The sequence below is a fragment of the Collinsella aerofaciens genome, from assembly GCF_039752775.1.
In the GTDB taxonomy this organism is placed as follows: domain Bacteria; phylum Actinomycetota; class Coriobacteriia; order Coriobacteriales; family Coriobacteriaceae; genus Collinsella; species Collinsella aerofaciens_R.
Genome location: NZ_JBDMGT010000023.1, coordinates 15624 through 38665, shown reverse-complemented (window position 1 = coordinate 38665; position 23042 = coordinate 15624). Strand labels below are relative to the sequence as shown.

Sequence of the window (23042 nt, the reverse complement as noted above, 5' to 3'; positions counted from 1 at the left end):
GCGCCTTTAGACGCGTGCCGGAAATCCAAGGGTTATACCCTAAGAGCAAACCACCCCTTTTAGGGGTGGTTTTGATTTAAAATACCTGCTCAGTTGTGATTTTGGCTGCTGGGAGGCGTTTGTGGCTAAGGCTAAGGCTAAAGCGAAGAAAAAGACGACGGGGGCGCGGGCTAAGCGCGATCGTCGTCGGAAGCTTGCGACCGAGGCCCCCGCGTCTGCCGAGGAGTTGTTGGCGAGCGTACCGGGGCTCGATGCGCTGCAGGATGTTCCGGCGTTCGATGACCTGCCGGTCGATGAAGCTCAGCAGGCGGCATTTGACGACTTTTGCGCACATGCCGAGGAGCCCGAGCAGATGCAGCTTGGCGCCGTGGTGCGCTTGGATCGCGGGTTTCCGCTGGTGGCGACTGCCGATGACGCCTTCCGCGCCGAGCATGCCGTGGGGTTTGCCAAGTCGCGCGGCGAGGACGAGGTCCTGCTGCCTGCCGTGGGCGACCGTGTGGCGGTGCGCCGCGCTCCCGGGCACGATATGGGCGTGATTGAGTGCGTGCTGCCACGCCGTACGAGCTTTGAGCGTTGGCGCGGCCGTGCCCGTGGAGAGCGCCAGGTGCTCTGCTCCAACGTGGATAGCGTGCTAATCGTGCAGGCGCTCGGTGCCGGTGAGGTGCTGCTCGACCGCGTGGCGCGCTCGCTGGTGTTGGCGCTCGACTGCGATGCCGAGCCGGTGGTGGTGCTCACCAAAGCTGACCGCTGCGATGCCGAGGAGCTCGAGCGCGATCTGGACCGCGTGCGCCGCCTAGTGGGCCCGGACGTGCGCGTGATCGTGACGTCTTCTGCCGAGGGCCGCGGCCTGGACGAGGTCCGTGCCTGCGTGCCTGCCGGGAGCTGCGCCATGATTCTGGGCGAGTCGGGTGCCGGCAAGTCGACGCTGCTCAATGCACTGCTGGGCCACGATACGTTGGCGACCGGCGGTGTGCGCGAACGCGACGACCAGGGCCGTCACACTACCGTCGCGCGCGTGATGGTGGCGCTGCCGGGCGACGCCGGCGTGATCGCCGATGCCCCGGGCCTGCGCAGCCTACCGCTCGTGGGTCACGAGCGGGGTCTGGCGTGCGCCTTCCCCGAGATTGTCGAGGCATCGCACGCGTGCCGGTTTGGCGATTGCACGCATACCCATGAGCCGGGCTGCGCCGTTCGCGAGGCCGAGGACGCCGGGCAGATCGACAGCCTGCGTCTGGAAACGTTCCAAAACCTGGCGTCATCCATGCGCGTGAGCGCTCAAATGCTCGATCCCGATGTCCATCTGTAATTGATTTTTCCTATGACAGCCGTCTCCCAACTGTTCGGGAGACGGCTTTTTTGCTGCGGAAAAGCCTCGAAACATGCAGTTTGCTGACGTGCTGACCAAAACCTTGCCACGAGCTTGACGGGCTGGTCAGCTTTTGGTCAGCGATTGGTTTGACATCGAAAACCAAGATCGCGATTGCGCCGCTTTGCACTCTGACCACCCAGACAATGGTGGTACGGGCATTCGCCCGGCACTGCCATGAGAGGAGCGGCCGTGAACAAGAGCAAGCGCATCGCCATCAGTCTGGTCGCGGGCGTGCTCGCTGCTCTGCTCTGCATGGTTTACGGCTCGTCGATCCGCTCGCAAGCCGAACAGGTCCAGGCTGAGACCTTGGCCAAGTACGGTGGCGATCGCGTCGAGGTATGCGTCGCGGCGCGCGATATCGATGTGGGCGAGACCCTCGATGAGACCAATGTCATAACCCAGGAATGGCTGACGAGTTTGCTGCCGCGTGACGCGGCGACCGAGCTGCGCCAGGTACGCGGCGACGTGACGACTTCACGTATTCCCAAAAACGCCGTGATCTGCAATGTCTACACCAAGGCCGAGAGCCACAAGCTCGAGGTGCCTAAGGGCAAGGTCGCCGTTTCGGTGGCGGTCGATGCCGAGCACTCGGTCGGCGGTGCCACGGGCGTGGGCAGCTATGTGGACGTGTACGTGCAAAAAGATGGCGTAACCGATCGACTGTGCGGCGCGCACGTGATCGATACCAGTGAGAATTCCGGTGCCACGCGCGAGGGCAAGATCGAATGGGTGACGCTGGCGGCTGACCCCGAAGACGTCAAGGAACTGCTGGGAGCCTCGGGCAAGGGAACGGTCAGCTTGACGATTCCCGCCACGGCGCGCGGCAAAAAGAGCGGAGGCGACGAGTGATGAAGGCGATCTGGCTTGCGTGCTGCGCGTGCGGCGATTACGGGCTGTTGCAGCAGGAAGTCGAGGGCCGTGATGCGGGTGCACAGGTGCTTCGCGTGGGTGACCTGGACGGGCTGGTTTCCATGGCGCGGGCGTTTCCGTCGCGCCGCGGGGCTGCCATCATCGCGGCGTCTCTGTTTGATATCGAAGATGTGCGCAAGACTGTTGCGCGCCTGACGGCCGAAGGCCGCGTGAGTCGCGTGGTCGTGTTGATAGAAGCGCTCGATCCGTCGGATATCGAGGGACTGTTTCGCGCGGGGGCGACCGAGGTCATCGCTGCGCACAGTATATGCGGCAACGGGCGCGCGGGCGAGGGAGCGGTTGATTCCGATCGGCGCATGACGATTGAGCCCGATGCTTTTGTTGATAGGGAACCCGGGGCGCCTCGCGCTACAAGAGGCCCGCGTGTTGATGATTATGGAAAAGCGGAAGCCGAGCATGGTCGGCGCCCCCGGAACCCCCTTGTATACGATGACGCTGGAGGGCCGGCACAGCATGCTGGCGACTCCCCGGCTGTAGATATGGGATACGTGCACGGCGTGAATCTGGCGGATGAACTCGACGAAGTTGAGGGCTTTGCCGGGTGCGGCGAGTTGTCGCTGATGCAGCATGAGCAGATTGCACAGAACGAGCCTGCCTTGCAGACCGAACAAGCTGCCATGCCGGCTTGGACGCAGCGTGTGGTTGCGGCGGGGGAGACGGGGACGCTGTCGCCGACGCCCGCCCCGCCGCCTCCGATGCCGCCGGCAGACGCTGCCGCTCCGCAGCATCGAGCTCCGGTCATCTGCGCCATTTCGGGTTCGGGCGGTTGCGGCAAGTCGACGATCGTTGCCACCATGGCACACACATCGTCGCTGTTGGGCTTGCGTGCCGCCGTGCTCGACCTGGACCTGATGTTTGGAAACCTTTACGACTTGTTAGGCGTCGATGCTCCGCGCGATATGGCGGCACTTATCGAGCCGGCGGCGGCGGGCGCGCTCACCGAGCCGGATATCGTAGCCACATCGATGCGCGTGGCGCCAGGCGTTACGCTCTGGGGTCCCGTTGCGGCGCCCGAGCAAGCCGAGCTCATGGCACGTCCGGTGGAGCTACTGCTTGATGTTTTGCGTCGCGAATCCGACGTAGTCTTTATCGATACCTCGGTCTTTTGGGGCGACGCCGTGGCGGCTGCGGTGGCGGCGAGCGACCGCTGCCTGATCGTTGGCGATGCTGCGGTGTCGTCCGCGACATCGGCGTCGCGCGTCATTGAACTGGCAAGTCGAGTAGGTGTGCCGCGCACGCGCATGAGCGCCGTGTTCAACCGGTTCGGTGCGCGCGGGGCAGACGAGGACGTCGCCATGCGCTTTGAGATTGCCTGTGCGTTGAGCTCCAAGATTCGTATCGCCGATGGCGGGCAGGATCTCGCCGCGCTCATGGCGTTTGGGCGCGCTGATGAGGCAGTGGGGCAGACCAGCGCTTTTGCGACCAGCGTGCGCGAGGCCACGCGCGAGATGCTCGTGGAACTGGGGTGCGCCGTCGGCCCTTGGAGCGATATGGTCGCCGACCGTGCAACGCGCACCGAACGCCCGCGTATCCGCCTTCCCTGGTCGCGCGAGGGTGATCAGCGATGAGCCTGCAAACGAGGATTAAGGCTGCCGGCGCTGCAGCGGGGGCAGCGCCTGTAGATGCGGGGCGTCGCCGCGCGGTGAAACGACGCACCAAGTGCGCCGTGATGGACCGCATGGGTTACGACGAAGTGGCGCGTATCAGCGCCTATATCGACCCGGCACTTGCCCGCTCGGAATTGCGTCCCGCGGTGGAGGCGGCGCTCAATGTTGAGGAACCGACCGATCTCGCGACGACCGAGCGCGAGACCATCATCGACGAGATTTTGGATGACGTAGTGGGCCTGGGGCCGTTGCAGCCGCTCATCGAGGACGACACCGTTACCGAGATCATGATCAACGGCTGCCGCTCGGCTTTCTTTGAACGCGGCGGCGTCTTGCACCCCATCGAGCATGCGTTTGAGGATGATGAACAGATCCGTGTGCTTATCGACCGCATCATCTCGCCACTTGGCCGCCGTATCGACGAGCGCAGCCCCATCGTCAACGCCCGCCTCAAAACGGGCTATCGCGTCAACGCGGTGATTCCGCCTGTGGCGATTGACGGACCGATTCTCACCATCCGAAAGTTCTCGGACCGCATCTGCTCGCTGGACGAGCTTGTGGGGCTGGGGTCGCTGCCGCTTTGGTATGCGCAGCTGTTGTCGTGCGCGGTGTCGCTGCGACAGGACCTGGCGGTTGCGGGAGGCACGGGATCTGGTAAGACCACCCTGCTCAACGCGTTGTCATGTGAGATTTCCACCGGCGAGCGCATCGTGACGATCGAGGACTCTGCCGAGCTCAAGTTTGCGCATCATCCGCACGTGGTGCGTCTAGAGGCGCGCGAGGCTTCAATTGAGGGCGAGGGCGCGGTGACGATCCGCGACCTGGTGACCAATGCCCTGCGCATGCGCCCCGACCGCATCGTGGTGGGCGAGGTGCGCGGTGCCGAGTGCTGCGACATGTTGCAGGCCATGAACACGGGCCACGACGGGTCGCTCACCACGCTTCATGCGGGTTCCGAGCAGGAGACCGTGGTGCGTCTGACGTTGCTTGCACGTTATGGCATCGATCTGCCGAGCGAGCTCATCGAAGAGCAGATTGCCATGGCGCTCGACGGCATCGTGATGTCCGAGCGCCACGCCGATGGCAGGCGCTTCGTCTCCTCGTATTCGGGGGTGCGTCGCGCCGCGTCGGGCGGCGTAGAGCTCGAGCGCTATGTGACTTTCGATGCCGCCGAGCGCACCTGGACGCTTGACCGCGAGCCGCCGTTTATCGCAGAAGGCCTGCGGTCGGGGACGCTCACACAAGAGGAGGTGGACGAATGGAGGTCGCTGTGCCCCTCGTCGTAGGGGGTTTGGCAGGGTTTTCTGTCGCGACGGCGTGCGGGGCGGAACCTCGTGTGCCGCAGGTGCCGCCGGCGGAGCTGGCGCGTCAGGCGTTCGAGACGGTGGCAGAGAAGCTGCCGCGTGAGTTGGTGGAAAACGATCTGCTGAAAAAGATTGCCCGTTCGTGGGCATCGCTGGCTCCGGCGCGTCGCCTTGGCCTCGTGATCGAAGATGCTTCGGGGCGTTTGGCGTTTCTGCTGCTATCGAGCGGTGTCTGCTGCGTTTTGCTAACGATGGTGTCGTTATCGCCCCTCGGGTTTGCCTTGGGACTTGTTGCTCCGATTGCCGCTGGCGCCGCTCGGGATGGCTTTGAGAGCCGGCGCGAGCAACACGATGCAGAAGAGGCCATGCCCGAGGCGTTTACCGCACTTTCCATGTCGCTTGCCTCGGGACATTCGCTGGCCCAGGGCATGCGCTTTGTGGGCGCTCATGCGCAAGAACCGGTGCATACCGAGTTTTTGCGGGTAGCGGCGGCGATCGATTGCGGCATCTCGGCGACCGACGCGCTCGATGACTTGCTCGTGCGCATCGACGCCCCCGGCCTTTCGCTTGTGACCTTGGCGCTCAAGGTGTCTCAGCGCACCGGTGCTCCGCTTGCCGACTTACTGTCCGAGGCGTCGAGCATGGTGGGGGAGCGCATTGAGCTCAAGCGCCGCCTGGATGTTAAGACGTCGCAGGCTCGCATGTCTGCGCATATGGTCGCGGCGATGCCGACGGGCATGTGCGCGGTGTTGGCGCTGCTTTCGGCAGATTTTCGTCGCGGTCTTGCGACGCCTGCCGGCGCGGGCGCTGTGGTGCTGGGTCTTGCCCTCAACGCCGTTGCCCTGGTGGTTATCCGGCGCATTATGCGGGTGGAGCTATGAGCGCCCCGGTTGCAGTTGCGGCTTGCCTGTGCGCTCTGAGTGTATTTGTCGCGACGGGTTTGGATCGGGCGGATGCACGCAAGATCGCAGAGGTCTGCAAGCGCGAGGCGGTGCTGGTCGCTGCCGCGGGTCGCTCGGTGGTCGATGCTCTGGCCGCGCGAGTGAAGGGCGCGGTTGGAGCGGGCGGCCCGGCGCGAGTGTCGCTCGGCGAAGTGTCCGAGATGATCGATGTTGTGCGCTTGGGTCTTTCGGCCGGTCTTTCGTTTGATGCGGCGCTTGAGATTTTCTGCGCCAACCGCCGGTCAGTGCTGGCTCTTCGCCTTGAGCGGGCCTGCATGGCGTGGCAGGTGGGCGTGGGCACGCGTGAGGACGAGTTGTTGGCCGCCGCGCGCGACCTGGACGTGCGAGCGCTCGAGACCTTTGCCATTACGGTGGGGCAGGCGCTCGCCCTGGGTGCCCCACTTGCCGAGACGCTGGCCGCTCAAAGTCGCGAGATCCGTGCGGCTCATCGCGCCGCGGTCGAGCGCGAGATCGAGCGTGCGCCCGTCAAGCTGCTGATTCCCACCGGCACGCTCATTTTGCCGGCGTTGCTTCTGTCCATATTGGGCCCGCTGCTGGGAGCAGGCGGGATGATGTAGGGAGGAATACATGAACACGATGGTCGAAGTTGCTGACAAGGCTTGGAACTGGGCTTTTTGCCGGGCGATCCGCGCTCGCCAGCATGCCAAGGAGCTGTTGCGGGAGGAGAGCGCGCAGGGTACCACCGAGTACGCCATTTTGGTGGGCGTGCTCGTGGTGATCGCGATTATCGCCATCGTCGCATTTAAGGGCAAGGTTAAAGAGCTATGGGATGCGATCAGCGAGGGCATCAACAGCCTGTAGAGGGCGAGCGCCCCATCGGGGTGCTGCTGGTGTTTGCTTGCCTGACCGTGGCGATAGCGGCGGTGCTTTGGGGGCTTAACGCCGCGCGGCAGCAGCATCCTGGGGCCGCCTTCGATTCGGGCTCAGATTCGGCGGTGGCGTCTCAAAAAGATGAGATGCGAGATGCGGACGATTCGGATGTCGCTGTCACGGCGCAAACCTTTCTGCGGACGCTCGACAAGCGGTCTGGCACTGCGACGGATTCGCCTGAGGATAACGCGATTGCGGTCCGGCTTGCATGGTCCGAGGACCGACCGATGACCGAGGCAGCGGCGGATATGTTACGCGCCTACCGCGAGGTGCCAACGGCCCAGCTCGCCCTGAGCGGCTATCTCGATATTAAGGGCAACGTATGGGGCGCCATCGTGCGCGATGGGCGCGGCTGGGTCGATATGGTGACGGTTGCCGCGGATACTGGCGATGCTTCGTGTCGTCTGCACGCCGTGCGCCTGGTCCCGCAAACAATAAGCTCAAAGGAGGGATCGTGAAATGCATGGCGTTCTGCGCGAGGAATCTGCCCAGGCGACGGTCGAATACGCCATCGTCACGGTGGCGCTGCTTTCCATCGTGCTGGCAATCGCGGGGCTTTGGCGTGCCGGTGCCGATGGGCGCTTGGCGGCGCTGGTCGAGCGGGCGGCATCTCACGGCGTCACCTCGACATCGGTTGTCGACGCTGCTGCGGGTGCTAAGGACATCGTGCTGTATTGATGTCGTGCGCGAGGACCGCGCGCAGTCTACGGTCGAGGCGGCATTCCTACTGCCGACGTTTCTGACACTCGTTCTGTTGGCACTGCAGCCGGTGTGCCTGCTCTATACGCGCGCGGTCATGGAGTCTGCCGCCGCCGAGACCGCGCGGCTCATGACCACGACGACGGCGAAGGACGACGATCTTAAGGAGTTCACCCGCCGCCGGCTTGCCGCAGTGCCCAACGTTTCGATCTTTCATGCCGGCGGGCCGTTGTCGTGGGATATCGAGCTTAGCCGGGCCGATGCGGGTGGCGTCTCGTCCGTGTCCGTTTCCGGCGAGGTCAAGCCGTTGCCTGTGATCGGTGCGTTTGCGCAGGCTATGGGTGGTACCGCCGAGGGCGGCTACGTTGAGCTCAAGGTCGATGTCTCGTATCAATCACGTCCCGAATGGCTGGAGGGAGATTATGATTCGTGGATTGCTGCATGGGATTAAGCGTTTCTGGTCTAGATGCGTTTTGACGCGCCGTCCGAGCTGCCATCGCAAGCGAGGCGGCTTTATGGGCCGCGCCGGTATCGACCTGTTTATCGAAGACGGCGCCTATACCACGCTTTCTTCTGCCGTGGTCATCCTAGTGGTGCTCACGTTGTTGTTTTCGTCGACCGCGGCGATATGGAGCATGTCGCGTGCCGGGGACACCCAGGTAGCTGCCGATAGCGGCGCGCTGGCGGGTGCCAACGTAGTGTCGTCCTATCACACGGCTGCCACGGTGGTTGATGCGAGCATCTTGAGTTTGGGCCTGGCGGGGTTTGCCACGATCGGGACGGGCCTGGTCGCCATCCTCATCCCGGGTGCCGAACCAGTTGCCGGCAATATGGTCGACACCGGGATTGAGATCATTAAAACGCGCAACAAGTTTGCCAAAAGCGCATCGGAAGGCTTACAGAAAATCGAGACGGCTCTGCCGTATCTGATCGCCGCGCGTGCCACGCAGGCGGTGTCGGCGCAGGATACCGATAGCGTGACCTTTACCGGTACGGCGCTTGCCGTGCCCAGGACATCCGAGTCGGACTTCGCTGCGCTCGAGGGGTCCGAGATCTCGACCGATGCCATCGAGAGCACCTCAAAAGACCTTGACTATGCTGCCAAGGAACTGAAGAAAGCGTCCGAGAAAACGTCAAAGGCCAAGGAACGTGCCTGGCTTGTCGACTGCGGTGGATCGGATAGAGGCGCAGTCGGAAGCTGTTCGTGCATGTGGGAACGCGCGAAGAGCTTGGCGAAGCTTTCGGATATTGAGAATCCGCACTATGCCTCGAGTGTCACATGGGAGCCGCAAGTGGCGCTCGATCGCGCGAAGGCCTATTACCGCTTGCGCCTTGCAAACGAGGCACCTCAGGGCTCAAGCGTCGAGACGAAGGCGGAGTCGGCGGCGCGCAAGGCGTTTTACACCTATGCGAGTACAGAGGTCAATCGTGCATATGTAACCGAGGACGGAGATGAAGTCACTTCCTATATCCCGCTGTTGCCGCGCAACACTGACGAGGTGCGAGCGACGGAACTCTATACCGATGCGGCGTGGCCAACCAGTGCCATCGATGGCAAGACGTATCTGCATTACGGAACGAGTTGCCCCAACTATAAGAAGGGGTCGCCAGGCGGGTTAGCCTCGGTTGCTGATTATGACGGGCAGGACAGATGCAACAGATGCCAGTTTGGCGTTTCGTCGCTCGGTGCCGTTGCAGCGCCTTCGACTTCTATCGAAAACGGCTTCGAATACCACTTCGATAAGTTCAAAGAGGCCCTGGAAGACTACGTCGAATGCCGCAACAAAGAGCTTGAGCTCATGCGTCAGACCGAGGACGAGGCCGACCGTGCGGGCAATGCGTTTGACCAGGCCATTAAAGCGCTTTCGGGCGAGCGCCCGCGTATCGCTCCGCCCGGTCGCAACGGCGTGGTCGCCTTTGCGGTTTCGGGTGCCATCTCGAGCCCCGATGAGCTCAACTCTTCGTTTAACACGGCAGTCAGGCTTGGCGATCGCGGTGCCATCTCTGCTGCGGTGCTGGCGCCCGATGAGGCGACGGCGCAAAACAACGTGCTTTCGCGATTTTTCTCGACATTGAAGGAACGCTCGGGCGGCGTTGCCGGCGTGCTCGACGGCGTCATGGATGTTTGGGGACGGCTGCTCGTAGGATACGGTGATATCCAAGGTTCGGCCGACGAACTTATGGACGAGATGATTAAAGACCTAGGAGGGGGCAGCGGTGCGTTGGGCTCCATTGCATCGTGGCTCGGCGATACCGTTTCGGCGTCCGTGGCGGCGCTGGGTTTGGAACCGTGCGACTTGCGCCTGCGAAAGCCGGTGCTGACCGATTCCGCCAACGTCATTAAGAGTCCGGGGTCTGACATTGCGGGTCTCTCTCAAACGCAAGACAAACTGCGAAGTATTCCGTTGGGCGTGACCGATCCCAAGGCGCTTTGCGAGGCGTTGGAATATCAAGTCGAACGCACCATTAGCGGTACGGTGTTCACACTTGCGGAGATTCCTCTGCCCGGCGGCGGCTCCATCCCGCTCACCGTCGATGTCGCCACGCTGGTTGGCGCTCTGGGCGGTGGGTCGTAATGAGTATCCGCATGCGTCTGCGCGAGGAGCGCGCCCAAGCGACGGTTGAGATGGCAGTGGTTACGCCCGTTTTGCTGGTGCTGGCACTCATCGTGTACAACGTCATGATCTTTGCCAGCGCTGTTGCGCGCTTCGACCGCGTGGTGCCCGACATCGTGTTGGCGCACGCCGTGGCGTCGGAGGGGGAGGGCGACGAAAGCTCTGCCGATGCCTCGGCGACGGTTCAGACTCAAATTCTGAATGCCATGGAAGGCTATGACTTGCAGATCGAAGTGTCGAGCGAGCAAGGCGCGGAGGCATCGGATGGTGGCCTGCTCTCCCTATCCGGTACGTTTAGGACCTACACCTGCACCATGCACTATGAGCCGTGGCCGACTTCTCTCAGCATCGCTGGCGTTCCGCTGGGGGCGCCGACAACGTTGTCGCACGAGCGCGCGGTGACGGTCGATCCATGGCGTCCGGGGGTGGCCATGTGACCGCGGCCTCGTCCTACATCGCCTACGCGCGGGCACTCAACAGGCTGGATTGGACGCCGGCCGAGTTTGCGGTGGCGGAGTCGTTTGTCGTGCGCCTGCGCGGCATGCTGGGACGGCGTCCGGTTGCCGCCAACGGCCTGCCGCTTGTCATGGCATTTCCGCACTGTTCCTCAGTCCACACGTGTTTTATGGCCTATCCCATCGACATCGCCTTCATCAATCGCGACGGCAATGTCCTCGCGCGCTACGAAAACGTTCGTCCTTGGCGCATGTGCTCCTGCCCCGGCGCCTGGGCCGCACTAGAGCGTCCTTCAATCATTGTTTCGACTCCTGCTCTCCAACGCGTGCCGGCTTAAGAATTGGCGACAGTGGACTTTCGTCATACGAAATTGGGTAAGATGGAGGAGAAGATGCATGGATGTTGAGATCCATCCCAACGCTAAAAAGCACCTGACGGAAAAGCAGGTGCTTAGCGCTTGGCTTGCGGTTACTGAGTGCATTCGTCGCGAGTCGAAGGACGAGCCGCCGAGATGGCTTGCGATTGGATGGCTCCCAGACGGACGAAGCGTGGAGCTTGTCGCGGTCGAGCTTGTCCGTGGGTGGCTTATCATTCATGCCCTGTCTCCAGTCCAGAAGAAATTTTGGCAGGAGATTGAACAGGCTCGGCAAAGGGGTCGATGATGGGCAAGACGTATACGGCCGCTAATGGTCAGGTTGTAACGGATGAAATGATTGACGCGTGGTGCGAGTCGTACGAGCGCGGAGAGTTTCCGGATGGCGAACACACCGTTGGTGGAATCGTGCATGGACGGCCCCCGCTCTCAGGTGAGGGGACGGCAACGCTGTCGGTCAAGATTCCTCTGGGAATGAAGGAGGCCATTCGTCGACGGGCGGCTGCCGAGGGGATGACGCCAAGTGAGTTTGCCCGTGCGGCTCTGAGTGAAAAACTTCTTGCTGCCGGCTGATGCCTCTGACGTGCCGATTTATAGAACCGAGGCTGTGCCCAAAAACTTTTTTAAAATTCTCGGTTGACCGGAACGCGTCCTTGGTTATACTAATCAAGCCTTGAAACAAGGCACACCTCAAATGGCTGGGTAGCTCAGTTGGTAGAGCAGAGGACTGAAAATCCTCGTGTCAGGGGTTCGATTCCCTTCCCCGCCACCTTGAATTGACTAGGACCTCTGCAAAGGGGTCCTTTTCTTTTATGTAGCCCATGCACGGAATCGAACCCCGTGAGGGCGCGGAGCTGAGGAAACGCGCAAGCGTTTTCCAGCGTAGCTCGCAAGGCGCGCAAGCGCCGCAGCGGTCCGTCCGCGCAGCGCGCGGACGCGATTCCCTTCCCCGCCACCTTGAATTGACTAGGACCTCTGCAAAGGGGTCCTTTTCTTTTATTGAGGGCTCTGCGGAAATTGCGTCCCGGAATTTGGCTTCAGAGTGGGATGCGCTTTCCGGCGCTTACTTCCGACGTGCGTGCACATCTCGGGCCCGCCCGCTCAGACATTCCTCCCGCTTTTGCGCCACTTTACAGACCGTTCGGTCGTCTGTCCGCATGCGCGGGTATACTCAAAACGATACTTTTCCTATGCAATACGATGCAGGCTCGGCCTGCACGATCCGAAGGGGGCAGTGATGGAGAGGATACTCGGCGTTAATCTCTCTGGCTGGTTTATTCCCGAGCCTTGGGTGACCCCGTCGCTATACGCGGCGACCGGTGCATCCAACGCGGCCGAGCTGCAGGAGGCCATGGGCACCGCCGCCTATAACGAGCGCATGCGCCGTCATTACGAGACGTTTGTGAGCGAGGACGATTTCCGTCGCATGGCGCAGATCGGCCTCAACGCCGTGCGCCTGCCGGTGCCTTGGTATGCCTTTGGCTCACAGGAGTCCGATGCCTCCTACATCTCGGTTGTCGATTACATCGACCGCGCGATTGAGTGGGCTGCCAAGTACAACATTCGCGTGCTGCTTGACCTGGCGACTGTGCCCGGTGGCCAGGGCGATTCCAACGATTCGCCCGCCACGCCGGAGGCTGTTGCCGAGTGGCATTCGTCCACCAACGGTCGTCATGTCGCACTCGACGTGCTCGAGCGCTTGGCCGATCGCTACGGCGAGGCCGAGAGCCTGCTGGGTATTGAGCTGCTGGATACGCCGCAGATGAGTGTCCGCAAGAGCCTCTTCACCATGACGGATGGCATTCCTGCTCACTACCTGCGCAATTTCTATCGCGATGCTTACGAGCTCGTCCGTTCGTATATGCCCGAGGATAAGATCGTCGTTTTCTCGTCGTCGGGGCATCCCAGCGAGTGGAAGCATTTTATGCGCGGCGCCAAGTACAAGAACGTCTACATGGACCTTCACCTGTACCATTACCGCGACGAGCATGCGCTCGACATCACGAGCCCCCGCGGGCTGACGACGGCGATTTCGCGTAACAAGCGCGAGCTTAAAGAAGCGATTTCAACTGGGTTCCCCGTGCTGGTGGGCGAATGGTCGGGCGCGGCGATCTTTGCCAACTCGTCGGTTACGCCCGAGGGCCGCAATGCCTACGAGCGCGTGTTTATCGCCAATCAGCTGGCTTCGTTTGCGCCGGCTGCCGGTTGGTTCTTCCAAACGTGGAAGACCGAGAAGCGCATTGCAGCATGGGACGCCCGCGCGGCGCTCGGCACGCTCGAGCGCGGCATGATTGAATAGGTTGATATGACGCAAAACAGCGCCCATACGGGCAAACTCTATGTGGTCGGCACGCCCATCGGCAACCTGGGCGACCTGTCCCCGCGCGTTGGCGAAGCCTTTGCCGCTGCCGATGTCATCTGCTGCGAAGACACGCGTGTGACGTCAAAGCTGCTGATGCACCTGGGCATTTCCAAGCCGCTTGTCCGTTGCGACGAGAATGTGATCGCCAGCCGCGCCGCCGGCCTGGTCGACCGCCTGCTGGCGGGGGAGACCCTCGCCTTTGCCTCGGACGCCGGCATGCCGAGCGTGTCCGATCCCGGCCAGGCGCTGGTCGAGGCGGCGCGTGAGGCCGATGTGCCCGTCGAAGTTATTCCCGGGCCTTCTGCTTGCGTCACGGCGCTCGTTTCGTCCGGCATTCCCTGCGAGCATTTCTTCTTCGAAGGCTTTTTGGGTCGCAAGCACGGCGACCGCGTGCGCCGACTGCAGCGTCTTGCCGTGGTGCCCGGCGCACTCATCTTCTACGAGTCTCCACATCGCATCGTGGCGACGCTCGAGGCCGTGGCGGAGGTCTTTCCCCAACGTGAGGTTGCCGTCTGCCGCGAACTCACCAAGCTGCACGAGGAGGTCTTGCGCGGGCCCGCCGCCCAGCTCGCCGAGGAGCTGCGTGCTCGCGGCGAGGTAAAGGGCGAGATTGCGCTGGTCATCGCGCCGCCGAGCGAAGATGAGGAGGCCGGTATCGTGCCGGTTGGCGCCGCGGCAGCGGATCCCGACGAGGCTCTGCGCGAGGATATCCGCGCCGCGCTCGAGGAGGGAGAGCCCGCCTCTGCGGTGGCCAAGCGCCTGTCGCAGAAGTACTCGCGCCGTAAGCGCGATGTCTATGCCATGGTGCTCGATATGCAATAGATGGAGGATATCCAGCCCTTGCGCTAGAATCATCCCCTGTATGCAACGTTTTTCTGGAGGACAAACCCCATGGATCAAAGTAAGCCTTCGTTCTTTATCACGACGCCCATCTACTACGTCAACGCCGATCCGCACCTGGGCACGGCTTATTCCACCATCATCGCCGACGTTCAGGCCCGTTATCGTCGCTCCGCCGGCTATAACGTCAAGTTCCTGACCGGCATGGACGAGCACGGCGAGAAGGTCGCCGAGGCCGCAGCCAAGCACAACATGACGCCGCAGGAGTGGACCGACAGCCAGGCTCCGCACTTCAAGGAGCTTTGGAGCAAGCTCGAGATCTCCAACGACGACTTCATCCGCACCACCGAGCCGCGCCAGCATCATGCCGTGCAGTACCTGTGGGAGCGCATGAAGGAGTCCGGCTACCTGTATAAGGGCAGCTACGACGGTTGGTATTGCGTGCCTGACGAGACCTACTTCACCGATACGCAGGTCCAGAAGGGCGACGAGGAGTACGGCAGCGTCGGCCAGCACCTGTGCCCCGACTGCCACCGTCCGCTTGAGCGCGTGCAGGAGGAGTCCTACTTCTTTAAGCTTTCCGCTTTCCAGGACAAGCTGCTCAAGCTTTACGACGAGCACCCCGACTTTGTCGAGCCTGCGTTCCGCATGAACGAGGTACGTAGCTTTGTCGAGGGCGGCCTTAATGACCTTTCCGTGAGCCGTACGAGCTTTGACTGGGGCATTCAGGTCCCGTTTGACGAGGGTCACGTGACCTACGTGTGGTTCGATGCGCTGCTCAACTATATGACGGCCGTCGGCTACGGTGTCGACACCGACGAGGCGCGTGCCGAGCTGGCCTATCGCTGGCCCGCGCAGTTCCACATCGTGGGCAAGGACATCATCCGCTTCCACTGCGTCATTTGGCCCGCCATGCTCATGGCCATCGGCGAGGCCCTGCCCGAGCACGTCTTTGCCCACGGCTTCCTGACCGTGCGCAATGCCGAGACCGGCAAGGCCGAGAAGATGTCCAAGAGCCGCGGCAACGCCATCGCTCCGCAGGACGTTATCGACATGTTGGGCGTCGAGGGCTATCGCTACTACTTTATGACCGACGTCGTCCCCGGCACCGACGGTGCCATCAGCTTCGATCGCATGGAGCAGGTCTACAACGCCGACCTGGCCAACAGCTGGGGCAACCTTATCTCGCGTTCGCTCAACATGAGCGGCAAGTACTTTGATGGTTGCGCGCCCGCCAAGCCCGCATCGTTCGATGCGTTCGACAACCCGCTGGCAAAGATCGCCGATGGTCTGGTCGAGCGCTACATGGCCAAGATGGACGTGCTCGATTATGGTGGAGCTAAGGACGAGGTCATGGAGCTCATCCATGCCGCCAACCACTACATCGAGGACTCCGAGCCCTGGGCGCTTGCCAAGGACGAGGCCAAGGCTGACGAGCTGGCGTTTGTGATCTACAACCTGCTCGAGGCCATCCGCATTGCCGCTCACCTGCTGATGCCGCTCATGCCCCAGACTTCTGCCGAGGCCCTGCGCCGCCTGTCCTGCGAGGACGAGGCCGCGAGCGACGACCTCAAGGGCATTTGCGCTTGGGGCCTGCTTGCCGGTGGTCAGCCCGTCGAGAAGGGCGAGCCGCTGTTCCCGCGTCTGGGCTAAGCCGCTGCGCGCCATATCGGCAATTTGCTGTTTAGCTGTAAGGGCATGGCCGCAACGGTCCATGCCCTTTTGCTTTACGATGCAGCCACCATGTTAAGGAGGCAACCATGACAACTTCGCCTTTGGCAAACCCCACGGCAACTAGGGAGCTGCTAGAGGAGTTTGGCCTTGCGACCAAGCATCGCCTGGGCCAGAACTTCCTGATCGACAACCATGTGATCGAACGTATCTGTGAGCTCGCTGAGCTTGCGGGCGATGAGCGCGTGCTCGAGGTCGGCCCGGGTTGCGGCACGCTGACGTTGGCCCTGCTGCAGGAGGCGGCGTGCGTTACGTCGATTGAGGCAGATCCCGAGCTCGAGCCGGTGCTCGATGCTCACGCCGCCGACTACGCCAACTTCCGCTTTATCATGGGCGACGCGCTTAAGGTGGGCCCGGAGCAGATTGAGCAGGCCGCCGGCGGCGAGCCCACGGTATTTGTCGCGAACTTGCCCTATAACGTGGCGGCGACAATCATCCTGCAGTTCTTCCAGACGATGCCCGCGCTCAAGCGCGCCGTCGTCATGGTGCAAAAGGAGGTTGCCGATCGCATTGCCGCAGTGCCGGGCAACAAGACCTATGGCGGCTATACGGCAAAGCTCGGCCTGTATGCGCAGGTGACGGGTCGCTTTGAGGTGCCGCCGCGTTGCTTTATGCCGGCGCCGCACGTGGACTCGGCCGTCGTGCGTATCGACCGTGTTGACGGCGTGGTACCCGAAGGACTCGATCGCGAATTTGTGGCCCGCGTGATTGATGCTGCATTTGCTCAGCGTCGCAAGACCATCCGCAATTCCATGAGCGCCAACGGTTTTGCCAAGGACGTGCTCGATGCCGCTTTTGAGGTTTGCGGTATCGCACCCACCACGCGCGCCGAGACGCTCGATGTTGCCGACTTTGTCCGTCTGGCCCGGGAGCTAATCCATGATGCCTAATGCCGAACGCGTGACGTTTACCAAGAAAAAGAAGACGGTTGCTTGTCCCGTGCCCTTGGCGCCGCTTGCCGACACGCATGCACATCTGCTTTCGTTTTGGGGCAAGGATGTGCCCGAGACGCTCCTGCGTGCCAAAGCCGCGGGCGTCGACCTGTTGGTGACGATGTTCGACCCCATTGCCGACAAGCGCAGCGTGGCGGACTATAGCGACTGGCTGGTGCGCGAGATTCTTCCGATGCAGGATATCCCGCAGATCAAGTATCTTGCCGGCGTGCATCCGTATGGCGCGCCGGACTATACCGACGACGTTCATGCACAGGTCGTTGCCGCACTTGATGACCCCTTATGCGCCGGTATTGGCGAAATCGGCCTGGACTATCACATGGACTATGACGACGATATCGCGCCGGCACCCCATAACGTGCAGATTGATTGCATGGCGCGCCAGCTCGAGCTTGCCGTGCGCCGCAATGTGCCGGTGGAGCTGCACCTGCGTCACGAGGACTCGGATGGGGAGCGCACCTCGCACGTTGATGCGTACAACGTACTGCGCGAGGTGGGTGTGCCCCAGGCTGGTTGTGTGCTGCACTGTTTTGGCGAGGACCGCGCCACGATGGAGCGCTTTGTGGATTTGGGCTGCTATATCGCCTATGGCGGTGCGGCCACCTTTAAGCGCAACGACGATGTGCGCGAGGCATTTGCGGCAACCCCACTCGATCGAATTTTGTTCGAGACGGATTGCCCGTATATGGCTCCGGAGCCCATCCGCGGTCTTGAATGCGAGCCCGCAATGATCTCCATTACGGCAAACACGCTGGTCAACGACCGTGTCGATCGTACCGGCGAGGATGCTGAGGCAATCGCGCAAGCCGCTTGGGAGAATGCCTGCAAACTTTTTCAAAAATAGTTCTTGCGTTCGTGGTGGCGCTCCGTTATTCTAATTCCTGCACGCGGGCGTGGCGGAATTGGCAGACGCGTACGGTTCAGGTCCGTATGGGGGCAACCCCATGAAGGTTCAAGTCCTTTCGCCCGCACCATTAAATTAAAGAGCTCCCAGCAATGGGAGCTTTTTTGTTATGGGCCCATCACAGGGACTTGAACCTGTGAAGGAGCGAGCGTAAAGAAAACGCGGAGCGTTTTTAGCGAGCTGGCGAGGACGCCGGCAGGCGGCCGAAGCCGGTGCGGATCCGCGAAGCGGATACGCGGACGTCCTTTCGCCCGCACCATTAAATGAAAGAGCTCCCAGCAATGGGAGCTTTTTTGTTATGGGCCTCTTGTTGATGTCATGTTGCTGCTCCGTGCGGGTATCCTAGTGCCAACGTGTGCCTATCAGAGGAGAGACCATGCTGTTGTCCGGTATCATCGCCGCCCTTACCAGCCTTTTGATTCCCATCATCATCCTGTTGCTGCTGCTTCCTAACGCCTGCTATGTCGTTGAACAACAGCATGCCGTGATCATTGAGCGTCTGGGCAAGTTTAACCGCATCGTCAACGCGGGCTTCCACATGAAGGTGCCCGTGATCGACCGCAAGGCCGCCACGGTGAGTCTGCGCACCATGAAAAACGGTTTTGGCATCGACGTTAAGACCCAGGACAACGTGACCATCGGCCTTGAGGTCTCTGCTCAGTACCACGTGAGCTATGACATGGGCGCCGGCCCGGCAGATTCGGGCATCTACAAGAGCTACTATATGCTGCAGGAGCCCGTCGACCAGATGCGTGACTTCATCACCGACGCTCTGCGCTCTTCGATTCCCGTCTACACACTCGATGAGGTCTTTGCCAAGAAGGATGACATCGCCAAGGACGTTAATGCCACCGTGTCCGAGCAGATGGCTGCCTACGGCTTCACCCTCGTGTCGACACTCATCACCAAAATCGCGCTGCCGACCGAGGTCGAGAACTCCATGAACGACATCAACGCTGCCCAGCGCAAGCGCGCTGCGGCACAGGAGCTCGCTGAGGCCGACCGCATCAAGCGCGTCACCGAGGCGACCGCCGAGGCCGAGGCAATGGAAAAGGCGGGCGAGGGCATCGCCAACCAGCGCAAGGCCATCGCGCTGGGTATCAAAGATTCGCTCGAGATCATCCAAGAGACGGGTGTCGGCAATGACGAGGCCAACCAACTGTTCATGTTTACGCAGTGGTCCGAGATGATGACGGAGTTCGCTCGCACGGGTAAAACCTCGACGGTCGTGCTGCCGAGCGACTTTTCGCAGTCGGCCTCGATGTTCGAGCAGATGCTGACCGCCAGCAAAGTTCAAAACGATTCGAAGGAGTAGACGCGCGTGAAATACACCGTCGTTTGCGTCGGTAAGCTCAAGGAGCGCTTTTGGAAGGACGCGTGCGCTGAGTACACCAAGCGCCTAGGTGCCTATGCCAAGGTTGATATCCGCGAGGTGGCCGATATCGACCCGGCTAAGGCGGGCGGCGTGGATGCCGCGCGCGACAAGGAGGGGGCGGCAATTCTTGCTGCATTGCCGTCTCGGGCGCATGTGATCCTGCTGGCTATCGAGGGCAAGGAGCGTTCGAGTGAGGAGCTCTCGGCGCGGCTCGACGATCTTATGCTGCGAGGCAGCAGCGACATTGCCTTTGTAATCGGCGGTTCGGACGGCGTGAGTGATGAGGTGCGCGCCCGCGCCGACGAGATGCTCAGCTTTGGACACATTACCTTGCCGCATAACCTGGCGCGTGTGGTGCTGCTAGAGCAGATTTACCGTGCCTGCAAGATCAGCCGTGGCGAGCCGTATCACAAATAGGTCGGCAATACGAAACAATGGCGTGGGACAATACCTTTCGTTTTGAGGAATGTGTCTGAAAGGACTATGCGATATGAAGATTGGATTTGTCGGTTTTGGCAATATGGCGAGCGCTATGGCCGATGGCTGGATCGCTGCCGGTGTAGCTGCGAGCGACATGTGCGCCTGTGCGGGTCGCTACGACGCACTGGTTGAGCGCTGCGAGGCGCGCGGCATGGTCGCCTGCCACGATGCCGCCGAGGTCGTCGCCGCATCCGATATCGTGGTCGCTGCGGTCAAACCGTACATGATCGAGAAGGTATTCGCCCCGCTCAAGGATGCTCTTGCCAAAAAGGTCGTTCTGTCGGTTGCCTGGACCTGGGACAGTGCCAAGTGGGAGCAGGTCCTGCCGGGCGTTGCGCATATCTCGACGGTGCCCAACACACCGGTTTCGGTGGACGAGGGCGTCATCGCTTGCGAGAAGGCTTCCACGCTTAGTGATGAGCAGAGCGCAGTGGTGCTTGATCTGCTTGGCAAGCTCGGTGCGGTGGTCGAGCTCGATACGAGCCTGCTGTTTGTGGGCGGCACGGTGGGTGGTTGCGCTCCGGCATTTGTCGCTATGGCAATCGAGGCCCTGGGCGATGCGGCGGTCAAGCACGGTATCCCGCGTGCCGATGCCTATCGCATTGTGAGCCAGATGGTGCTGGGTACGGCAAAGCTGCAGCTTGCAACTGGCCAGCATCCTGCGGCGATGAAGGATGCCGTATGCTCGCCCGGCGGCGCCACCATCAAGGGCGTCATCGCGCTCGAGGATGCCGGCATGCGCAGCGCCCTGGTCAAGGCCATCGACGCCACCCTTCAGTAAAACCTTCCATTTAGGGACAGGTTTATTTTGGCTGGTTTTCCTGCGGTTTTGTCCCTTTAGCAAAAAGCGCCCCGCAACCGGCTCGATTCCGGTTGCGGGGCGCCGGCGTTTGCCCAGATAAAACCGACCAAAATAAACCTGTCCCTTTTTGGCAGGTTAGTCCCAGAAGCTGTCTTCCTCGTCCTCGGACTTGGGTCCACGGTCGACGTACATCTTATGGGTGCGCTTCTCCATTACAAAGGCAAGAATCGCAAACAGCAGGATGCCGCCGGCGAAAAGGATGGCAAAACCGGTGCGGGTGCCAAACAAAAAGGAAAAAACTGCGTCCATTGGGTGCCTTCTTGCGTAGTTGAGTTGGGTCGTAAACGCTCATAAGTATATACTTGCCCATACATGTACAAGGTTGCAACCTAAATGGAATGTATATCGCCGGAGGATCTAATGCTTGATATCAAGTTTGTTCGCGAGAATCCCGATGCCATCGATGTCGCCATGGCTAACCGCCAGACGTCTTGGGATCGCGAGAAGTTCTTTGAGCTCGACGACGAGCGCCGTGCCGTCATCACCGAGGTCGAGGAGCTCCAGGCTACGCGTAATGCCGAGTCCAAGAAGATCGGCGCCCTGATGAAGGAGGGCAAGAAGGACGAGGCCGAGGCTGCCAAGGAGGCCGTGCGCGCCGTCAACGAGAAGATTGACGGTCTGGCCGAGCGTCGTACTGCCCTCGAGCAGGAGCAGTACGACTTCATGGCTCACCTGCCCAACATTCCTTGCGAGGCCACGCCGTACGGCAAGGACGAGGACGAGAACATCGAGCGTCGCCGCTGGGGCACCCCGCGCGAGTTCGACTTCGACTTTAAGCCGCACTGGGATCTGGGCACCGATCTGGACATCCTCGACTTCGAGCGCGGCAACAAGCTCTCCGGCAGCCGTTTTACCGTTCTCGGTGGCGCTGGCGCCCGCCTGGAACGCGCCCTTATCAACTTCTTCCTCGATACGCACACCAGCCGTGGTTTTAAGGAGTGGTGGCCGCCCATCGTCGTCAAGCGTCAGACCATGTTTGGCACGGGTCAGCTGCCAAAGTTCGAGGACGACGCCTACCACGTCTCGGGCGACAACTTCCTGATCCCCACCGCCGAGGTCGTGCTTACCAACCTGCACGCCGGCGAGGTCCTCGACGCCGACACCCTGCCGCGCCGCTACACCGCCTTCACCCCCTGCTTCCGCGAGGAGGCCGGTTCCGCCGGTCGCGACACCCGCGGCATCATCCGTCAGCACGAGTTCGACAAGGTCGAGATGGTCAAGTTCGCTAAGCCGGAGGAGTCCGACGAGGAGCTCGAGAGCATGACCGCCGAGGCCGAGTACCTGCTGCAGCAGCTTGGCCTTCCGTATCGCGTGATTAGCCTGTGCACCGGCGACTTGGGCTTCTCTGCCCGTCAGACCTACGACGTCGAGGTCTGGCTGCCGAGCTACAACGCCTACAAGGAGATCAGCTCCTGCTCCAACTGCGGCGACTTCCAGGCCCGCCGCGCCAACATCAAGTACCGCGACCCCGAGAACTTCAAGGGCTCGCGTTACCTGCACACCCTTAACGGTTCCGGCCTGCCGGCTGGTCGTACCATGGCTGCCATTCTGGAGAACTACCAGAACGCCGACGGCACCATCACGATCCCCGAGGTTCTGCGTCCTTACATGGGCGGTCTCGAGAAGATCGAGCCGGTCGCGTAACTTGGCTGCATAGGGGATATGCAAGGGCGCTCCTTCGGGGGCGCCCTATTTCGTGCGCAGGTCCATACCATGCCGTGCGGACAGCTCAATAGAAAACACACGAACAACTGTTCTGTATACAGCTATCTACCTGTTATGCTTTTGCTAAATAAGAGCGAGAGAAAGGGGACGCGATGGAGCTGTTTGATGATCGGGTGGTTTTGTTTGAGAGCGACGAGGGTGGGGAGTACCTGCTTGTAACGTGTGAGCCGTCTGGCATGGGTGGCCTGGTGCTTCGGCAGACGAGTGAGGGTCCGTTGACACAATGGTGTTTTGAGGAGTCGCCGCATGTGGTCGAGACCTTTGTGACGCACGTGGGGCTTGTGGCGCTGGAGCACTTCTATGGAGTTGGGACTTCCAACCAGGTCGCGCGCATGCTGAGCATCTCGTTTGCCGATTATGATTGTGCCCAGCGGGTGAGATCGCTCCTGAGGGAACTTGATGCCAAGTTTGACGTGATCGAAAAGCCAATCGATCGTACGGGGAACGGCGGTATATGCGGAGCAGCATGACAAAACTGCGTTTCACAAAAAAGTTTGAGATTGAGCTTGACTCCAATAAGCTAAAGTGGTTTTATATGTCTTGCGCTGCGGCGTTACCTCAGCTGGATAGAGGGTCTGACTACGAATCAGAACGTCATAGGTTCGAATCCTATACGCCGCACCAA

General features: G+C 61.4%; 26 protein-coding genes and 3 tRNA genes. 28 read left to right on the top strand and 1 reads right to left on the bottom strand.

The genetic code is table 11. The annotated features are described in order from the left end of the window. Positions 1-352: 352 nt before the first annotated feature. The 25 genes from rsgA to proC all read left to right on the top strand — a co-directional run bounded on the left by rsgA (position 353) and on the right by proC (position 20611). Positions 353-1306, top strand: coding sequence for a ribosome small subunit-dependent GTPase A (rsgA, locus tag ABHR63_RS07180; RefSeq protein ID WP_175406139.1), 954 nt, complete (start codon positions 353-355; stop codon positions 1304-1306). A 252-nt stretch (positions 1307-1558) separates the two neighbouring features. Further along, complete coding sequence (gene cpaB, locus ABHR63_RS07175; protein WP_227790272.1) at positions 1559-2218, top strand: Flp pilus assembly protein CpaB; 660 nt, start codon at positions 1559-1561, stop codon at positions 2216-2218. Next, positions 2218-3867 (top strand): nucleotide-binding protein, encoded by a 1650-nt coding sequence (locus ABHR63_RS07170; protein ID WP_161145129.1) that lies wholly within the window; start codon positions 2218-2220, stop codon positions 3865-3867. The genes cpaB and ABHR63_RS07170 overlap by 1 nt, the downstream gene beginning before the upstream one ends. Then, positions 3864-5192: a TadA family conjugal transfer-associated ATPase gene (locus ABHR63_RS07165; RefSeq protein ID WP_138113966.1), complete on the top strand. Its 1329-nt coding sequence runs from the start codon at positions 3864-3866 to the stop codon at positions 5190-5192. The genes ABHR63_RS07170 and ABHR63_RS07165 overlap by 4 nt, the downstream gene beginning before the upstream one ends. After that, entirely contained in the window at positions 5165-6091 is a 927-nt protein-coding gene (locus ABHR63_RS07160) for a type II secretion system F family protein (RefSeq protein ID WP_346965931.1), read from the top strand. Before ABHR63_RS07165 ends, ABHR63_RS07160 begins: the two co-directional genes overlap by 28 nt. Further along, a complete protein-coding gene (locus ABHR63_RS07155) occupies positions 6088-6729 on the top strand; it encodes a type II secretion system F family protein (protein ID WP_346964809.1) in 642 nt (213 codons plus the stop codon). Before ABHR63_RS07160 ends, ABHR63_RS07155 begins: the two co-directional genes overlap by 4 nt. Before the next feature lie 10 nt (positions 6730-6739). Then, a complete protein-coding gene (locus ABHR63_RS07150; protein WP_346964810.1) occupies positions 6740-6973 on the top strand; it encodes a Flp family type IVb pilin in 234 nt (77 codons plus the stop codon). Next, complete coding sequence (locus ABHR63_RS07145; RefSeq protein WP_346964811.1) at positions 6937-7500, top strand: hypothetical protein; 564 nt, start codon at positions 6937-6939, stop codon at positions 7498-7500. The genes ABHR63_RS07150 and ABHR63_RS07145 overlap by 37 nt, the downstream gene beginning before the upstream one ends. Before the next feature lies 1 nt (position 7501). After that, positions 7502-7720 (top strand): hypothetical protein, encoded by a 219-nt coding sequence (locus ABHR63_RS07140; RefSeq protein ID WP_346964812.1) that lies wholly within the window; start codon positions 7502-7504, stop codon positions 7718-7720. Next, positions 7695-8192: a TadE/TadG family type IV pilus assembly protein gene (locus tag ABHR63_RS07135; protein WP_346964813.1), complete on the top strand. Its 498-nt coding sequence runs from the start codon at positions 7695-7697 to the stop codon at positions 8190-8192. The genes ABHR63_RS07140 and ABHR63_RS07135 overlap by 26 nt, the downstream gene beginning before the upstream one ends. Continuing rightward, on the top strand, positions 8164-10317 hold the full coding sequence (locus ABHR63_RS07130) for a hypothetical protein (RefSeq protein WP_346964814.1): 2154 nt from the start codon (positions 8164-8166) through the stop codon (positions 10315-10317). The genes ABHR63_RS07135 and ABHR63_RS07130 overlap by 29 nt, the downstream gene beginning before the upstream one ends. Further along, positions 10317-10793 (top strand): TadE/TadG family type IV pilus assembly protein, encoded by a 477-nt coding sequence (locus tag ABHR63_RS07125; RefSeq protein WP_346964815.1) that lies wholly within the window; start codon positions 10317-10319, stop codon positions 10791-10793. The genes ABHR63_RS07130 and ABHR63_RS07125 overlap by 1 nt, the downstream gene beginning before the upstream one ends. After that, positions 10769-11149, top strand: coding sequence for a DUF192 domain-containing protein (locus ABHR63_RS07120; RefSeq protein ID WP_346965929.1), 381 nt, complete (start codon positions 10769-10771; stop codon positions 11147-11149). Before ABHR63_RS07125 ends, ABHR63_RS07120 begins: the two co-directional genes overlap by 25 nt. A 58-nt stretch (positions 11150-11207) precedes the next feature. Next, positions 11208-11474, top strand: coding sequence for a hypothetical protein (locus tag ABHR63_RS07115; protein WP_117736226.1), 267 nt, complete (start codon positions 11208-11210; stop codon positions 11472-11474). After that, positions 11474-11758, top strand: coding sequence for an ATP-binding protein (locus ABHR63_RS07110; protein WP_035137167.1), 285 nt, complete (start codon positions 11474-11476; stop codon positions 11756-11758). Before ABHR63_RS07115 ends, ABHR63_RS07110 begins: the two co-directional genes overlap by 1 nt. Positions 11759-11881: 123 nt before the next feature. Further along, a tRNA-Phe gene (locus ABHR63_RS07105) sits at positions 11882-11954 on the top strand. 468 nt (positions 11955-12422) lie between these two features. Then, positions 12423-13484 (top strand): glycoside hydrolase family 5 protein, encoded by a 1062-nt coding sequence (locus tag ABHR63_RS07100; protein ID WP_138113978.1) that lies wholly within the window; start codon positions 12423-12425, stop codon positions 13482-13484. A 6-nt stretch (positions 13485-13490) separates the two neighbouring features. Further along, positions 13491-14369: a 16S rRNA (cytidine(1402)-2'-O)-methyltransferase gene (gene rsmI, locus ABHR63_RS07095; protein WP_035136820.1), complete on the top strand. Its 879-nt coding sequence runs from the start codon at positions 13491-13493 to the stop codon at positions 14367-14369. Positions 14370-14438: 69 nt separating this feature from the next. Then, entirely contained in the window at positions 14439-16040 is a 1602-nt protein-coding gene (gene metG, locus ABHR63_RS07090; protein ID WP_161145124.1) for a methionine--tRNA ligase, read from the top strand. Between the two features lie 107 nt (positions 16041-16147). Next, on the top strand, positions 16148-17008 hold the full coding sequence (rsmA, locus tag ABHR63_RS07085; protein ID WP_161145123.1) for a 16S rRNA (adenine(1518)-N(6)/adenine(1519)-N(6))-dimethyltransferase RsmA: 861 nt from the start codon (positions 16148-16150) through the stop codon (positions 17006-17008). Next, complete coding sequence (locus ABHR63_RS07080) at positions 16998-17915, top strand: TatD family hydrolase (protein ID WP_161145122.1); 918 nt, start codon at positions 16998-17000, stop codon at positions 17913-17915. The genes rsmA and ABHR63_RS07080 overlap by 11 nt, the downstream gene beginning before the upstream one ends. A gap of 43 nt (positions 17916-17958) precedes the next feature. Continuing rightward, positions 17959-18045 (top strand) — tRNA-Leu (locus ABHR63_RS07075). Between the two features lie 306 nt (positions 18046-18351). Further along, positions 18352-19290: an SPFH domain-containing protein gene (locus tag ABHR63_RS07070; RefSeq protein WP_161145121.1), complete on the top strand. Its 939-nt coding sequence runs from the start codon at positions 18352-18354 to the stop codon at positions 19288-19290. A gap of 6 nt (positions 19291-19296) precedes the next feature. Then, positions 19297-19767, top strand: coding sequence for a 23S rRNA (pseudouridine(1915)-N(3))-methyltransferase RlmH (gene rlmH / locus ABHR63_RS07065; RefSeq protein ID WP_161145120.1), 471 nt, complete (start codon positions 19297-19299; stop codon positions 19765-19767). 73 nt (positions 19768-19840) lie between these two features. After that, positions 19841-20611, top strand: coding sequence for a pyrroline-5-carboxylate reductase (gene proC / locus ABHR63_RS07060; protein WP_161145119.1), 771 nt, complete (start codon positions 19841-19843; stop codon positions 20609-20611). A gap of 156 nt (positions 20612-20767) precedes the next feature. Here the strand turns inward: proC and ABHR63_RS07055 are convergent, their stop codons facing one another. Further along, positions 20768-20941 carry a DUF6724 family protein gene (locus ABHR63_RS07055; RefSeq protein ID WP_006235069.1) on the bottom strand — a complete coding sequence of 58 codons (174 nt, stop codon included), beginning with the start codon at positions 20939-20941 and terminating at the stop codon, positions 20768-20770. 111 nt (positions 20942-21052) lie between these two features. On the opposite strand from ABHR63_RS07055, the gene serS reads away from it, so the two are divergent. The 3 genes from serS (at position 21053) to ABHR63_RS07040 (ending at position 23041) form a co-directional block, all read left to right on the top strand. Next, positions 21053-22336 carry a serine--tRNA ligase gene (gene serS / locus ABHR63_RS07050; protein ID WP_040359108.1) on the top strand — a complete coding sequence of 428 codons (1284 nt, stop codon included), beginning with the start codon at positions 21053-21055 and terminating at the stop codon, positions 22334-22336. A 173-nt stretch (positions 22337-22509) separates the two neighbouring features. Continuing rightward, the gene (locus tag ABHR63_RS07045) at positions 22510-22887 is read left to right on the top strand and encodes a hypothetical protein (protein ID WP_346964817.1); all 378 of its coding nucleotides are present in this window, start codon (positions 22510-22512) and stop codon (positions 22885-22887) included. Positions 22888-22964: 77 nt separating this feature from the next. After that, a tRNA-Arg gene (locus ABHR63_RS07040) sits at positions 22965-23041 on the top strand. Position 23042: the final 1 nt, after the last annotated feature.

Coding starts and splice junctions, on each gene's coding strand:
- serS (WP_040359108.1), top strand. CDS start 21,053: ATGCTTGATATCAAGTTTGTTCGCGAGAATCCCGATGCCATCGATGTC.
- ABHR63_RS07100 (WP_138113978.1), top strand. CDS start 12,423: ATGGAGAGGATACTCGGCGTTAATCTCTCTGGCTGGTTTATTCCCGAG.
- ABHR63_RS07045 (WP_346964817.1), top strand. CDS start 22,510: ATGGAGCTGTTTGATGATCGGGTGGTTTTGTTTGAGAGCGACGAGGGT.
- ABHR63_RS07070 (WP_161145121.1), top strand. CDS start 18,352: ATGCTGTTGTCCGGTATCATCGCCGCCCTTACCAGCCTTTTGATTCCC.
- ABHR63_RS07170 (WP_161145129.1), top strand. CDS start 2,218: ATGAAGGCGATCTGGCTTGCGTGCTGCGCGTGCGGCGATTACGGGCTG.
- ABHR63_RS07140 (WP_346964812.1), top strand. CDS start 7,502: ATGCATGGCGTTCTGCGCGAGGAATCTGCCCAGGCGACGGTCGAATAC.
- ABHR63_RS07110 (WP_035137167.1), top strand. CDS start 11,474: ATGGGCAAGACGTATACGGCCGCTAATGGTCAGGTTGTAACGGATGAA.
- rsmI (WP_035136820.1), top strand. CDS start 13,491: ATGACGCAAAACAGCGCCCATACGGGCAAACTCTATGTGGTCGGCACG.
- ABHR63_RS07120 (WP_346965929.1), top strand. CDS start 10,769: ATGGCGTCCGGGGGTGGCCATGTGACCGCGGCCTCGTCCTACATCGCC.
- ABHR63_RS07155 (WP_346964809.1), top strand. CDS start 6,088: ATGAGCGCCCCGGTTGCAGTTGCGGCTTGCCTGTGCGCTCTGAGTGTA.
- ABHR63_RS07150 (WP_346964810.1), top strand. CDS start 6,740: ATGAACACGATGGTCGAAGTTGCTGACAAGGCTTGGAACTGGGCTTTT.
- metG (WP_161145124.1), top strand. CDS start 14,439: ATGGATCAAAGTAAGCCTTCGTTCTTTATCACGACGCCCATCTACTAC.
- ABHR63_RS07080 (WP_161145122.1), top strand. CDS start 16,998: ATGATGCCTAATGCCGAACGCGTGACGTTTACCAAGAAAAAGAAGACG.
- rsgA (WP_175406139.1), top strand. CDS start 353: ATGCAGCTTGGCGCCGTGGTGCGCTTGGATCGCGGGTTTCCGCTGGTG.
- ABHR63_RS07145 (WP_346964811.1), top strand. CDS start 6,937: ATGGGATGCGATCAGCGAGGGCATCAACAGCCTGTAGAGGGCGAGCGC.
- proC (WP_161145119.1), top strand. CDS start 19,841: ATGAAGATTGGATTTGTCGGTTTTGGCAATATGGCGAGCGCTATGGCC.
- ABHR63_RS07055 (WP_006235069.1), bottom strand. CDS start 20,941: ATGGACGCAGTTTTTTCCTTTTTGTTTGGCACCCGCACCGGTTTTGCC.
- ABHR63_RS07125 (WP_346964815.1), top strand. CDS start 10,317: ATGAGTATCCGCATGCGTCTGCGCGAGGAGCGCGCCCAAGCGACGGTT.
- rsmA (WP_161145123.1), top strand. CDS start 16,148: ATGACAACTTCGCCTTTGGCAAACCCCACGGCAACTAGGGAGCTGCTA.
- ABHR63_RS07130 (WP_346964814.1), top strand. CDS start 8,164: ATGATTCGTGGATTGCTGCATGGGATTAAGCGTTTCTGGTCTAGATGC.
- ABHR63_RS07115 (WP_117736226.1), top strand. CDS start 11,208: ATGGATGTTGAGATCCATCCCAACGCTAAAAAGCACCTGACGGAAAAG.
- ABHR63_RS07160 (WP_346965931.1), top strand. CDS start 5,165: ATGGAGGTCGCTGTGCCCCTCGTCGTAGGGGGTTTGGCAGGGTTTTCT.
- ABHR63_RS07165 (WP_138113966.1), top strand. CDS start 3,864: ATGAGCCTGCAAACGAGGATTAAGGCTGCCGGCGCTGCAGCGGGGGCA.